The sequence below is a fragment of the Acidithiobacillus sp. genome (genome assembly GCF_027322205.1).
Taxonomy (GTDB): domain Bacteria; phylum Pseudomonadota; class Gammaproteobacteria; order Acidithiobacillales; family Acidithiobacillaceae; genus Acidithiobacillus.
Map to the genome: position 1 here is coordinate 1 of NZ_DAHVHY010000063.1, position 11,643 is coordinate 11,643.

Annotated in this window: 18 protein-coding genes; 17 read left to right on the forward strand and 1 reads right to left on the reverse strand. The window is 57.2% G+C overall.

What is annotated here, in order from left to right; all coding sequences use genetic code 11:
• The coding region (locus M7F93_RS09300) for a hypothetical protein (protein WP_298172390.1) at positions 1–203 on the reverse strand (203 nt) is incomplete at its 3' end.
• A gap of 29 nt (positions 204–232) precedes the next feature.
• Between M7F93_RS09300 and M7F93_RS09305 the strand changes: the two genes are divergently transcribed.
• From M7F93_RS09305 to M7F93_RS09385, 17 genes are all read left to right on the forward strand, one after another.
• Positions 233–1,261: an aminoglycoside phosphotransferase family protein gene (locus M7F93_RS09305; RefSeq protein WP_298172393.1), complete on the forward strand. Its 1,029-nt coding sequence runs from the start codon at positions 233–235 to the stop codon at positions 1,259–1,261.
• Positions 1,234–1,923, forward strand: a complete 690-nt coding sequence (gene murU, locus M7F93_RS09310) for an N-acetylmuramate alpha-1-phosphate uridylyltransferase MurU (RefSeq protein WP_298172397.1) — start codon at positions 1,234–1,236, stop codon at positions 1,921–1,923. The genes M7F93_RS09305 and murU overlap by 28 nt, the downstream gene beginning before the upstream one ends.
• Positions 1,913–2,347 carry a hypothetical protein gene (locus tag M7F93_RS09315; RefSeq protein WP_298172400.1) on the forward strand — a complete coding sequence of 145 codons (435 nt, stop codon included), beginning with the start codon at positions 1,913–1,915 and terminating at the stop codon, positions 2,345–2,347. The genes murU and M7F93_RS09315 overlap by 11 nt, the downstream gene beginning before the upstream one ends.
• 32 nt (positions 2,348–2,379) lie before the next feature.
• Entirely contained in the window at positions 2,380–2,658 is a 279-nt protein-coding gene (locus M7F93_RS09320) for a hypothetical protein (RefSeq protein WP_298172403.1), read from the forward strand.
• A gap of 9 nt (positions 2,659–2,667) precedes the next feature.
• Complete coding sequence (locus tag M7F93_RS09325; protein ID WP_298172405.1) at positions 2,668–3,654, forward strand: KpsF/GutQ family sugar-phosphate isomerase; 987 nt, start codon at positions 2,668–2,670, stop codon at positions 3,652–3,654.
• The gene (locus M7F93_RS09330; protein ID WP_366144752.1) at positions 3,651–4,205 is read left to right on the forward strand and encodes a KdsC family phosphatase; all 555 of its coding nucleotides are present in this window, start codon (positions 3,651–3,653) and stop codon (positions 4,203–4,205) included. The genes M7F93_RS09325 and M7F93_RS09330 overlap by 4 nt, the downstream gene beginning before the upstream one ends.
• A 25-nt stretch (positions 4,206–4,230) precedes the next feature.
• On the forward strand, positions 4,231–4,800 hold the full coding sequence (gene lptC, locus M7F93_RS09335; protein ID WP_298172408.1) for an LPS export ABC transporter periplasmic protein LptC: 570 nt from the start codon (positions 4,231–4,233) through the stop codon (positions 4,798–4,800).
• Positions 4,790–5,320: a lipopolysaccharide transport periplasmic protein LptA gene (gene lptA, locus M7F93_RS09340; protein ID WP_298172411.1), complete on the forward strand. Its 531-nt coding sequence runs from the start codon at positions 4,790–4,792 to the stop codon at positions 5,318–5,320. The genes lptC and lptA overlap by 11 nt, the downstream gene beginning before the upstream one ends.
• Positions 5,317–6,042 (forward strand): LPS export ABC transporter ATP-binding protein, encoded by a 726-nt coding sequence (gene lptB / locus M7F93_RS09345; RefSeq protein WP_298172414.1) that lies wholly within the window; start codon positions 5,317–5,319, stop codon positions 6,040–6,042. Before lptA ends, lptB begins: the two co-directional genes overlap by 4 nt.
• A 12-nt stretch (positions 6,043–6,054) precedes the next feature.
• Positions 6,055–7,488: an RNA polymerase factor sigma-54 gene (locus M7F93_RS09350; RefSeq protein WP_298172417.1), complete on the forward strand. Its 1,434-nt coding sequence runs from the start codon at positions 6,055–6,057 to the stop codon at positions 7,486–7,488.
• Positions 7,489–7,602: 114 nt separating this feature from the next.
• Positions 7,603–7,944 carry a ribosome hibernation-promoting factor, HPF/YfiA family gene (gene hpf / locus M7F93_RS09355; protein WP_298172420.1) on the forward strand — a complete coding sequence of 114 codons (342 nt, stop codon included), beginning with the start codon at positions 7,603–7,605 and terminating at the stop codon, positions 7,942–7,944.
• 7 nt (positions 7,945–7,951) lie between these two features.
• Positions 7,952–8,398: a PTS sugar transporter subunit IIA gene (locus M7F93_RS09360; protein ID WP_298172423.1), complete on the forward strand. Its 447-nt coding sequence runs from the start codon at positions 7,952–7,954 to the stop codon at positions 8,396–8,398.
• A 54-nt stretch (positions 8,399–8,452) separates the two neighbouring features.
• Positions 8,453–9,385 carry an HPr(Ser) kinase/phosphatase gene (hprK, locus tag M7F93_RS09365; RefSeq protein WP_298172426.1) on the forward strand — a complete coding sequence of 311 codons (933 nt, stop codon included), beginning with the start codon at positions 8,453–8,455 and terminating at the stop codon, positions 9,383–9,385.
• Positions 9,385–10,284: an RNase adapter RapZ gene (gene rapZ / locus M7F93_RS09370; protein ID WP_298172428.1), complete on the forward strand. Its 900-nt coding sequence runs from the start codon at positions 9,385–9,387 to the stop codon at positions 10,282–10,284. The genes hprK and rapZ overlap by 1 nt, the downstream gene beginning before the upstream one ends.
• Positions 10,281–10,691, forward strand: coding sequence for a PTS sugar transporter subunit IIA (locus tag M7F93_RS09375; RefSeq protein WP_298172430.1), 411 nt, complete (start codon positions 10,281–10,283; stop codon positions 10,689–10,691). The genes rapZ and M7F93_RS09375 overlap by 4 nt, the downstream gene beginning before the upstream one ends.
• Positions 10,692–10,736: 45 nt before the next feature.
• Positions 10,737–11,009 (forward strand): HPr family phosphocarrier protein, encoded by a 273-nt coding sequence (locus M7F93_RS09380; RefSeq protein ID WP_298172432.1) that lies wholly within the window; start codon positions 10,737–10,739, stop codon positions 11,007–11,009.
• Positions 11,006–11,643, forward strand: a 638-nt coding sequence (locus M7F93_RS09385) for a phosphoenolpyruvate-utilizing N-terminal domain-containing protein (protein ID WP_298172434.1), incomplete at its 3' end; no start/stop codon positions are given. The genes M7F93_RS09380 and M7F93_RS09385, both read left to right, overlap by 4 nt.

The following is an 11,643-nucleotide window of genomic DNA, read 5'->3' on the forward strand; positions in this document are numbered from 1 at the left end:
GCTGTCCAGTGGCCGCTGCCAAGGCCGTGGACCTGATCGGCATAAAGAGTGACCGGACTCTCTACGGTAGCGGCGATAGCTATTCCGGGTGTCAGCAGGGCGCCCAGCAGTGCCAGGCGAATGCCGGAAAGGACATGGCTACCTCTCCCCGGAAGGATTGGCCGGGGTCGGGATTTTCCGATACTGTGCAAAGGACTTTTCATAGGCGCCTAAAATCGCACAGAATGCTTTTATGTCGCAATCTTTCCTTGCACTGAATTCTCACACCGCGGCAGCGGAGGCCCCTCTGTCGTCCGCCGCCGCGCACTGGCTCGCACAGCAGGGCGTTATGGTAGCGCAGGCGCACGCCATTCCCGGTGATGCCAGTGGGCGACGTTACTGGCGCCTGCCGCCAGGCCTTGTTTTCATGGATGCTCCTCCGCCGGAGGATATTCTGCCCTTTTTGCGGGTGCAGCACCGTTTTGCCCGAGCAGCCCTGCCGGTGCCCCTGGTACTGGCCGCCCAAATAGGCCCCGGCTTTGTGCTGCTGGAGGATTTAGGGCACGACGATCTTAAAAGGGTGCTGGACGCGGGTTCGGATGTGGACCGGTGGATGCAGCGGGCAATGACCCTGATCCTCAAACTGCAGCAGGCCGGGCAGAGGCAGGCGGCATTGCCCCCCTTGCCATTTTTCTCACCGACCCGTTTGCGGGACGAGTTGGCCCTGTTTACGGACTGGTATCTAGGCAGGCACCTTGGCCTGATTCTGAGTTTGCAACAGAGAAGTGTCCTGCAAACACTTTTTACCGTGTTGCTGGATAATGCCGCAGCGCAGCCGCAGGTCTGGGTCCACCGGGATTTTCATGCGCGCAACCTCATTATTCAGCGGGACACGGGGCTGTTGGCCATGATTGATTTTCAGGACGCCATGCACGGGCCATGGACCTATGACCTGGCTTCTCTGCTTTGGGATCGCTACTGGGATTGGGGACGGGCACAACGGGATGCCTGGGCACTGGATTTTTTTGCGGCGCATCAGCATGGTGTCGCCCTGTCGTCACCGACGGATTTCCTGCGCCGTGTCGGGCGCATGGCGCTGCAGCGTAACCTGAAGATTCTCGGTATTTTCTGTCGTCTGGCTTACCGCGACGGGAAATCGGGTTATCTCGATTTTCTACCCAGGTTCTGGGCCTATGTCGTAGATGCCCTGGATGCCGACCCACTGTTGGAGTCTTATCAGGAGCTTTTTGCCCTATGGCAACCGCCGTTACCCGGGCGATGATCCTGGCTGCGGGTCGGGGCGAGCGACTCCGGCCTCTTACCGATCATGTCCCGAAGCCTTTGCTGGAGGTTGCTGGAAAATCCCTTATCGCGCGCCACCTGGAGTCGCTGGCGGTGGCGGGCATTCGCGATGTGGTCATCAATGTCGGGCATCTGGGTGATGCGATCATGCGGGCTCTGGGTCAAGACTGGCAGGGGTTACGCATCCATTACAGCGACGAGCGTGATGGCCGTCTGGAGACGGGTGGCGCTCTTGTTCGCGCTCTGCCCTTATTGGGAAACAGCCCTTTTTTGCTGGTGAATGGTGATATCTGCACGGACTTTCCCTGGGCGCAGATTTGTCAGTCTTCCCCCGCGCGCGCGCATCTGGTGTTGGTGCCCAACCCGATGCAGCACCCGCAGGGAGATTTTGCATTGTCTGCCGGCATGGTGGCGTTGGTGGGCGAAGAACGTCATACTTATGCAGGCATCGCGCGTCTTGACCCGGAGTTGTTGCGGGACTTTCCTGAACGGTCGGCTCCGCTGACTCCCTGGTTGCGGCAATGGATTGCGGCGGGCCTGGTGGAGGGGAACTTGTATCAAGGAAAATGGGTAGATGTAGGTACGCCAGAGCGGTTGCGAGCGGCCCAGCGCGCTTGTGCGGGGGTTTCCCATGAGCTTTGATCAGGCAGCGGTGCATGCGGCGGTGGGTCTGAATGCCGACTTGCGCGACCGCTGGCGCCGGGAGTGGTGCCTGCTCATGGATCTGGCGGTTTGGGGAGATCTGCGTAGCAGCCAGATCGGCTTGTCGGGCAAGTTGCACAAACGGGTGCTCGAATTCGGGGAGCGCTTGCGCTCCTATGGGAATGACCGGAGTTGGATTCCGCACCCTCGGGAACAAATCAAGAATGCTCTGAGTACCAGTCTGCAGACGCGTGAGTCCCTGGAAAAAGTCAGCGAAATTGCAGAGCAGTTTAATGATGGGGCAGATCTTGCCGCCTTCCGTACCGTGTGGAAGGCCATAAGTTCTGCGTTAATGGCCGATATTGTGGCCCGTGAAGGGCTGCTTGTGCAATTATTGAACCAGCAGTATCAGGAAGAAGTGTGACCCAACCCTAATTCAGGTTAACCAGCACATTTATGAAGATCGTTTACGCTTTGGTTATTATTGGTGCGCTTGCGCTCTTTGCCTTGCTCTTATGGTGGGCACGCGGGCAGGTAGGTGATGCTGCAGCCCCCCATGACAGTACGGGCTGGTACGCCCGGCATCCTGATGCGCTAGCTGCCGAAAACCTGAAATGCTGGAAATTGCTGCAGAACGCTTCATTTGCGGATGTGGATAAGGTCATGACCGCGCATCCCCATTGCCATGCGGTCTATGAAGCCATCCAGAGACAGGATCCTGCGCATGCGGATTGACGACTACCGGTGACTGCACCGACCGTAACGTCAGAAAGTCTGCTGGCTACCGGCCGGGATGTGTTGCGCTTGGAAGCGGCGGCGGTGGCGGCACTGGAAGCGCGTCTTGACGTAGATTTTGTGGGAGCGTGCGAGCTCCTGCTGAACTGCCCCGGCCGGATTGTCGTCAGTGGCATGGGTAAGTCCGGAATTATCGCTAAAAAAATTGCAGCGACCTTGGCCAGTACGGGCAGCCCTGCTCTTTTCCTGCATCCCGCCGAAGGCAGCCACGGCGATCTGGGTATGCTCACCCGCCAGGATTGCCTGCTTGCTCTTTCCAACTCCGGAGAGACTGCCGAACTTCTGGCTATTTTGCCTGTGGTCAAACGCCTCGCGGTGCCCTTGATTGCCATGACTGGCAACCCGCAGTCCACTCTGGCGCGCAGTGCCGCGGTGCATCTCAACTGCGGTGTGGCGCGGGAGGCCTGCCCCCTCAATTTGGCGCCCACGGCATCGACGACAGCAACCCTGGCCATGGGAGACGCCCTGGCCATGGCGCTTTTGCAGGCACGCGGTTTTTCGGCAGATGATTTTGCTCTATCCCATCCCGGTGGCAGCCTCGGCAAACGCCTGCTGCTGCGGGTGCAGGATGTGATGCACCAGGGCACCAGCCTGCCTAAGGTGCAGGCAGATACACCATTATGCGAAGCGATACTGGAGATTAGTAGCAAAGGGCTGGGAATGACGGCAGTGGTGGATATGGAAGATCGGGTGCTGGGGATTTTTACCGACGGTGATTTGCGCCGTGCTTTCGCGCGGCGCCAGGACATCTGGGAACAGCCCATGGCTGAACTGGCCCATGCCAAACCGGCCACTATTGTCGCCGAGGCCCTTGCTGCTGAAGCCCTCGCCCTGATGGAAGATCATCGCATTGGCGCGCTGCTGGTCATCGATAGTGAGGCGAGGCTGATTGGTGCCTTGAATATGCACGATTTGCTGCGCGCAGGTATCATATGAATGAATTGATATCGTCTGCCGCAGATTTGTTGAAGCGTGCTGCCCGGATCCGCCTGTTGATTCTGGACGTGGATGGCGTGTTGACGGATGGCCGCTTATTTTTTGACGATGATGGCAAGGAGAGTAAAGCCTTTCATGTGCGTGATGGTTACGGCATCAAGCTCGTGCAGGAACGCGGTATAGAGGTTGCCATCATTACCGCGCGCTACTCCCCGGCGGTCGCCCATCGTGCTCACGACCTGGGCATCAAGCGGATTTATCAGGGCTGCTCGGACAAGAATCTGGCCTACACGGAACTCAAAATCGCTCTTGGTCTGGATGACGCGGTGGTGGCTTATATGGGAGATGATCTTATTGATCTGCCTATTCTTACCCGCGTTGGTCTGGCCACGGCTCCGGCTGATGCCCACCCGGAGATCGGTTGTCGAGTGCACTGGCAGAGTGTGCAGTGGGGTGGCCGTGGTGCGGTACGGGAGCTCTGCGAGTTGATTCTGCGAGCGCAGGGGCATTGGCCAGCAATCATCGCCAGATCTGCTGGAGCCCTGCTTTGATCATCAAGCAATCCGAAATCGGGTTATGTCGCGTAAACTGATGCCGCGTTTCCGCGCCCCCGGCTTGGGTCTGTCGCTGCTCCTGCTGCTTCTTGCGGCACTCGTGTGGTGGTCGTGGCCGCAGCATCCACTGTCTTTGCCGTACATCGACTGGCACGGTCAAATCCATAAGGGAGATCAGGCGGCCGAAGATGTGGTCATGCGCCAGTACACGGCGGCCGGGAAACTGGATTTGCTGGCCACTGCCCGGGCGGCTTATCACGAACCGCGTGTCGATCGGACCATGCTCAGTCAAATTGCCGTCGAGCGTTTCAAGCCAGGACAGCAACTCCATCTGCGTGCTAATCAGGGTATGGTAGAGGGTCATAGTCATCAGATTATCTTGTCAGGTAATGTTATCGGTACCTTGCAACCGGATACCCACATACTCACCACAAAGGTGCACTATGATCCGCAAACGGGCATTATTACGTCCCACGAGCCAGTACGACTGGAGCGGGGTCAGGACTGGATGACCGGGGTAGGTCTCCGGGCTTCGGTAAAAACCCAAGAGGTAAATATTTTGCATGATGTGCGTGGCGTGTATGTTCCCTAAGCGATTTTCTTCCCGGCGCTTCTGGCCGTTCTTACTTGTTGTGGTTTCTATCACCGCCCTGGCTGCACCGGTTGCGAAGCAGGTGCTGGGTAAGGGTCCTATTCAGATCAGCGCGGATGCCCTGCATGGCGAGAATAAACCGCAGCAGCAGGCCATTTATACCGGGAATGTGGTCATGACCCAGGGTGATGTGGTCATCCATGCTGATAAGCTCACTATCGACGCAGTCGGTGGCAAGGTGCAGCAGGCTACGGCGGTGGGGAGCCCGGTTACCTTCACCATGTCCAGTGCGCAGCGCCACGGGTATGGCAACACCTTGGTCTATAAGCCGGGCAGCGGCGAAATTGTGCTCATTGGTAATGCCCATCTCTGGCAGGAAAAGAATGAGATCAATGGTCAGCAGGTCACCTATTTCCTGCAGAATCAGAAAACTGCTGTCACCGGAGATCCCGGTCAGCGGGTGCAGTCGATCTTCTATCCCGCTGCGGCCAGCCGCTCCACGGGTGGTGGGAGGCCATGAACGAGCTTTTGCAAGCGCAATCCCTTTTCAAGTCGTATCGGCGGCGAGCCGTGGTGCGTGATGTTTCGGTGCAGGTGGCGGCAGGTGAGGTGGTGGGGTTGCTCGGGCCTAATGGAGCGGGGAAAACCACCACCTTTTACATGATGGTCGGACTAGTGCGCCCTGAGCGCGGTCATATTTTTTTGCAGCAGAGGGACATCACTGCACTGCCTATGCATGAGCGGGCCCGCATGGGGCTGGGTTACCTTCCCCAGGAGCCTTCGGTCTTTCGTCAGATGAGTGCCGCTGACAATGTTCTTGCCGTGCTGGAAACCCTGCCGTTGAGTAAGGTGGAGCGGCAGGAGCGTTTGGAGCAACTTCTGAGTGAACTGCATCTTCATCAGTTGCGTGACACCAAAGGACATAGCCTGTCGGGTGGCGAGCGGCGGCGGGTAGAAATTGCGCGAGCGCTGGCCATGAGTCCGCGTTTTATTTTGCTGGATGAACCCTTCGCCGGTATTGATCCTATTTCTGTTCTGGAAATTCAACGGCTTATCCAGGAGTTGCGTGAGCGTGGCATCGGTATTCTGATCACCGACCATAACGTGCGCGAGACCTTAGGCATTTGCGAACGCGCCTATATACTGCATGATGGCAAAGTGCTGACAGCGGGCAGTCCGCAGGAAATCGTGGATGATCCCATGGTGCGGCAGGTTTACCTGGGAGATCAGTTTCAAATCTGATTTTTGGAAATTATGAAACAAGGTTTAGAACTCAAGCTCGGCCAGCATCTGGCCATGACCCCGCAACTGCAACAGGCGATTCGCCTGCTGCAGTTGTCGACGGTTGATCTGCAGCAAGAAGTTCAAAGCATGCTGGAGAGCAACCCGCTGCTTGATGAGGAGGCTGGGGATGAAGAAGGCGGCAGCGAGTCAGCCCCAGAGACGGTTGAGGCGCCTTCCGAAGACCGTCAGTTGGATCTGTCCGCGGAGGATACGTTACCGGATGAATTGCCTTTAGACAGCCAGTGGGACGATGTTTTCGACTTGGGAACGTCAGGCTCTGGCAGTGGTTCCGACGAAGATATGCCAGATTTTGAATCGCGCAGCAGTCACAATCAGAGCTTGCAGGACTATCTCCGCTGGCAGGCTGATATGACGCACTTCAGTACTGATGAGCGCAATATGGCGGAGTTGATCATCGATGCTATTGATGCGCGCGGTTATCTGGCGGAAAGCCTGGAAGATCTTGCCGTCAATATGAATGTGCAAGAAGATGCGCTGTTGGCCGTGTTGTTGCGCGTGCAGGACTTCGACCCGCCGGGCGTGGGTGCCCGTGATCTCAGTGAGTGTCTCTTGCTGCAACTGAAGCAGATGGTCGAAGAGGATAAGGATGCGTCCATATTGCTGGCGCAATGCATTGTGAAGGACCACTTGCAAGCCCTTGGACGCCACGATTACCCACGTTTGTGTGCGATGCTGGAGGTGGATGAGGAGACGTTGCGTGGGGCGATGGCGTTGATCTCCGCCCTGAATCCTAAACCGGGCGAAGAGGTGGGTGCAGAGAGCACCGAGTACGTCATCCCTGATGTGATCGTGCGCTGGACGGGTAAGCGTCTGCGCGTCGATCTGAATCCCGAGGCAATGCCTAAATTACGCATCAACGGTCGTTATGCGGGCATGGCGGGCGGGAAAGATGCGGCGCATAAATATATTCAGGATCAACTCAATGAGGCGCGCTGGTTCATCAAGAGTCTGCAAAGTCGCCAGGAAACCATATTGAAGGTGGCGAGGGCTATTGTCGAAAGGCAGAAGGACTTTTTTGCCAACGGGCCGGAATCCATGCGGCCCATGGTCTTGCGTCATATTGCCGAGGCGGTGGAAATGCACGAGTCGACGGTATCGCGGGTCACCAATCAGAAATACATGGTTACGCCCCGCGGTCTCTACGAGTTTAAATACTTTTTCTCCAGTCATGTGGGTACCGACAGCGGCGGTTCCGCGTCGGCTACGGCGATTCGCGCGCTACTCATCAAGATGACGCAGGCCGAGAGCGCACGTCATCCCCTGAGCGATGCGGAAATCGCCAAGGTGCTGGCCGATCAGGGTATTCAGATTGCCCGGCGGACGGTGGCCAAGTACCGCGAGGCGGCCAATATTCCTACTGCGAGCCAGCGTCGTCGTTTGTGAGTGGGATGCCACCGCCAGGGTTTTTTGCCGGCGCCGTTGGCGCTACACTGGAAGCGGACCCCGCAGCGGGATAGGATTCATAACGATCACATCACTATTGGGTAGGAGAGCGCCATGCAAATTACTATTACCGGGCAACACTTGGATTTGACGGATGCCATTAAAAGCTATGTCGATGAAAAGATTGGACGTCTCGGTCGTTACTTCGACCACGTCATTAACGCCCAGGTGGTGCTGAAGCACCTTCCCCACGAAAAGCTGACTAACGTCGTAGATATTACTGTCAATGCCCCTGGGCACGTCTTCCATGCCGAGGTACATGATGCCGATATGTACGCAGCTATAGATCTGGTGGCCGACAAACTGGAAGCGCAGGTGCATAGCTATAAGGAAAAGCTGCAGGATCGCCGTAATGATCATCCCGCTGGTTTGGCGGCCATTGCGGAAATCGACTGACATAGCCATGATAAACCTGTCTCTTTCCCCAATAAATATTCGTATGGATCCGCCGGTGGCCGATGCCGGTGGTGTGCTGCGAGTGTTGGCGGAAATTCTGGCGGGGCCTACGGGACTATCTGCTGAGGGGATTGCAATGGCTTTGCAAAACCGCGAGATGCAAGGATCTACCGGCATCGGGCATGGCGTGGCTTTGCCCCATGCCCGGATGGAGGGCGTGAGTCAGATAGCCATTGCCGCGTTGCGCACAACGCAGGGTATTCCATTTGCGGCGCCGGATGGGTTGGATGTGTATATCTTTCTGGCGGTAGTGGTGCCCAAAGCGGCCGCGACCGCGCATCTGGAGACGCTCTCCGCATTGGCCGCGAAACTCGCCGCGGACGAAGTGCGCGAAGCATTGATGAATACTCCGGATCCCCAGGAGTTTTTTCGTTTGTTGACGAGCCCGGCGTAATCGGCACCACAAGCCAAGCTGGTTACAGCCGTGAGTGCCGGGCAAGGCAGAGGTATGGAACGACAAATTAGCCTGCATCGGCTCTGTGAGGACCTGCACAGCGAATTGCACTGGCAGTGTCTGCATCAACCTGGGGAAGACCATCACCTCCGCGGTGATCCCCGGGCGGAAGATGATGTGGGTGGGGCGGCGCTGGTCGGATTTTTTAATTTTATCCGGCCGCATGTGGTACAGATTGCCGGGGATTGCGAACTTGCCTACCTGTATGCTCATCCAGAGGCTATGGAACAGTTTTTGCCCCATAAGCTGCGTCTGCTCGTTATTTGTGAAGACCAGGTGCTGGATGGGCACCTCTATGAAGCTTTGAAAGCCAGGCATATCGCCGTGATGACGACGCCAATGGGCGCGAAGATGGTTCTGGCGTGGATGCAACACTACCTGCATCAAGAGCTAGCGCCGCGTCAGCAGGTGCATGGTGTGCTGGTCGATGTGCTTGGGGTCGGATTGCTTTTGCAGGGCGAGGTAGGGATTGGCAAGAGCGAGTTGGCTTTGGAGCTGGTCAGTCGTGGTCATCGCCTGGTGGCCGATGATAGCGTGCTCTGTATCCGCGAAGCCCCGAATATCCTGACAGGGCACTGTCCGGCCCCGCTGCGTAATTTTCTGGAAGTACGTGGTCTGGGCATTATCAATATCCGAGAATTTTTCGGCGCCGCTGCCATCGTGCATTCCAAACGTATCCGGCTGGTCGTTGAAATCCAGGATATGCGCGATATGGAAATGGCGGATATCGATCGCTTGCAGGGTAAAGTGGATCACCTGGATCTTCTCGGAACTCAATTACCCCGGTTATGCTTGCCCGCTTCTGCGGCGCGTAATCTGGCAGTACTGGTCGAGGCGGCGGCACGCAGTCAGTATGTAAAGGAGTCCGGTGGCGATATGCTCGCGGATTTTGAGGCGCAGGTACGATTGAGTGTCGGGAAAAACTGATGGCGGAGCAGGACTTTATTATCGTCAGTGGTTTATCCGGTTCAGGAAAATCTACGGTCCTGCAAGCACTGGAAGACCAGGGTTATTACTGCGTCGATAACCTGCCTGCTACCTTGTTGGTGGAATTCGGGGCCCAGTTGGCGCGGCGGGATGCCAGCTCCATGCTCGCCGCCGTGAGTATTGATGTGCGTAACCGCGAGTTTCTCGCCGCTCTGCCGCAGGCGCTGGCCGAACTGCGCGAGCGTTACGCTTTGCGCCCTCGCATCCTTTTTCTGGAAGCGGATGAGGGTAGCTTGCTGCGCCGTTTCAGTGAAACTCGCCGCCGTCATCCCCTCACCGATGACCTCGCAGCAGCCTTGGGCGAATCGCTGCTTACCGTGTTGAGGCGTGAACGCGAGATGGTCCAACCGCTTGCCGATGTGGCTGACAAGCGTCTCGACACTTCCCAGATCAATACCCATCAGTTGCGTTTGCGGGTGCAGGCATGGAGTCTGGCGTCGCATCATTACAGCGGCCTGGTCTTGTTGTTGCAGTCTTTTGCCTTCAAAAAAGGTCTTCCTTTGGACTCTGACTTTGTTTTTGATCTGCGCGCCCTGCCCAATCCCCATTACAATCCCGAACTTCGTGCCCTGACGGGGCGTGATGCCCTGGTGCGGGACTTCCTGGAGAAAGCGCCAGAGGTGGTTCGCGCTTTCAATTCGTTGCGCAGCTTCCTGCAGGCATGGCTGGAGCCCTTTGCGCAAGAGCACCGTAACTATGTGACGGTTTCTCTGGGTTGTACCGGAGGACAGCATCGCAGCGTATATATGGTGGAGGCATTGGCGCAACTACTTGCTGGAGAAGGACAGCGGGTCCTGATTCAGCATCGGGAATTGGGTATTACCGAGACGCTGAAATGATTACCATCGTGCTCCTGACTCACGCGGGACTGGGCGAGGCCTTCGCGGCAGTGCTCCGGCATATTTTCGGGACCATGCCGCCGGCGTTGGAGATTCTGGAAATCCTGCCTGATCAGCCGCCCGAGGAGGGGTGTCGGCGCTTGTGGGGTTTGTTAGAGAAAATGAGGGAGGGCGACGCTATGTTGATTCTAAATGATCTCTACGGTGCCACCCCCGCCAACCTCATTCCGGCTATTCTCCCGGAAGGTCGGGTGGCGGCGGTGAGTGGCCTTAATCTGGCGATGCTCCTGCGTGCCTTGGCGCGGCGCGGTGAAGGGCTGGCAGCAGCACGTCAGGGTGCTCTGGAAGGCGGTGTCCAGGGTGTTGCCGATATTCTCGAACAGCGCGACCGCGCGCTATGTATCTGAGGATGCCTGAGTGATTTTTGTTCATGAGAAAAGAGGCAAGTGCCAGTGACCCTGCGCGTAGACTATCCCATTATCAATCGACTCGGCCTGCATGCGCGGCCTTCGGCTAAATTTGTCAGCCTTTCGGCGCGTTATCCCTGCACGGTCTGGTTGGCGCGTAACGGTCAACGGGTCAATGGTAAGAGCATCATGGGGCTAATGACCCTCGCTGCGGCGCAGGGGACTATTCTGACCCTGGAAACAGATGGTGAGGGTGAACAGGCTTGCGCCGATGCCTTGCTCGCACTCGCGGCGGATCGTTTTGGTGAAGAATCATGAGTTTTGAACTGGCGGGGATTGGCGCCTCTGGTGGCATTGCCATCGGTACGGCGCTGGTACTGGAGCCAACCACCCTTGATATCCCAGAACATATACTGTTGCCTGAAGCCATAGAGCCGGAAGTGCTGCGCCTGCGTGCGGCACTGAGCAGCGCCCGGGATGAGCTGTTCTCGGTGCGCGACGCGATCCCGAGTGATGCCCCGCAAGATACCCGTCTGTTTATCGATGCGCACTTGCTGATGCTCGATGATCCAGCGCTGCGCGAACGGCCCCTGCGGTCTATTCGTGATGAACATCGCAATGCCGCCTGGGCTATTCATTTGGAGCGGGAGCGGCTGCTGGAGATTTTTGACCGCATGGAAGACGCGTATTTGCGCGCCAAGCGGGAAGATATTATTCAGGTGATAGACCGGGTGTTGCGCCATCTGATTGGTGTAAAGACCCCTGTACTACAGAGCGCCGAGGGTCAGATCATCATCGCCGAAGATCTGACGCCAGCCGATACGGTGTTGATGAAAAAAGACAAGGTGCTCGCCTGGGTAACTGACTTTGGTGCGGCAAACTCCCACTCCGCTATTCTTGCCAGAAGTCTTGGGCTTCCTGCCGTGGTGGGCACGCACTCGGCGACGCGCCT

What these genes read in the sequence shown, in the direction of transcription:
- lptA (WP_298172411.1), top strand. Translation starts at nt 4,790, where the DNA reads ATGTTCCCTAAGCGATTTTCTTCCCGGCGCTTCTGGCCGTTCTTACTT.
- M7F93_RS09315 (WP_298172400.1), top strand. Translation starts at nt 1,913, where the DNA reads ATGAGCTTTGATCAGGCAGCGGTGCATGCGGCGGTGGGTCTGAATGCC.
- rapZ (WP_298172428.1), top strand. Translation starts at nt 9,385, where the DNA reads ATGGCGGAGCAGGACTTTATTATCGTCAGTGGTTTATCCGGTTCAGGA.
- hpf (WP_298172420.1), top strand. Translation starts at nt 7,603, where the DNA reads ATGCAAATTACTATTACCGGGCAACACTTGGATTTGACGGATGCCATT.
- M7F93_RS09320 (WP_298172403.1), top strand. Translation starts at nt 2,380, where the DNA reads ATGAAGATCGTTTACGCTTTGGTTATTATTGGTGCGCTTGCGCTCTTT.
- M7F93_RS09350 (WP_298172417.1), top strand. Translation starts at nt 6,055, where the DNA reads ATGAAACAAGGTTTAGAACTCAAGCTCGGCCAGCATCTGGCCATGACC.
- M7F93_RS09360 (WP_298172423.1), top strand. Translation starts at nt 7,952, where the DNA reads ATGATAAACCTGTCTCTTTCCCCAATAAATATTCGTATGGATCCGCCG.
- hprK (WP_298172426.1), top strand. Translation starts at nt 8,453, where the DNA reads ATGGAACGACAAATTAGCCTGCATCGGCTCTGTGAGGACCTGCACAGC.
- M7F93_RS09330 (WP_366144752.1), top strand. Translation starts at nt 3,651, where the DNA reads ATGAATGAATTGATATCGTCTGCCGCAGATTTGTTGAAGCGTGCTGCC.
- M7F93_RS09375 (WP_298172430.1), top strand. Translation starts at nt 10,281, where the DNA reads ATGATTACCATCGTGCTCCTGACTCACGCGGGACTGGGCGAGGCCTTC.
- lptC (WP_298172408.1), top strand. Translation starts at nt 4,231, where the DNA reads ATGTCGCGTAAACTGATGCCGCGTTTCCGCGCCCCCGGCTTGGGTCTG.
- lptB (WP_298172414.1), top strand. Translation starts at nt 5,317, where the DNA reads ATGAACGAGCTTTTGCAAGCGCAATCCCTTTTCAAGTCGTATCGGCGG.
- M7F93_RS09305 (WP_298172393.1), top strand. Translation starts at nt 233, where the DNA reads ATGTCGCAATCTTTCCTTGCACTGAATTCTCACACCGCGGCAGCGGAG.
- murU (WP_298172397.1), top strand. Translation starts at nt 1,234, where the DNA reads ATGGCAACCGCCGTTACCCGGGCGATGATCCTGGCTGCGGGTCGGGGC.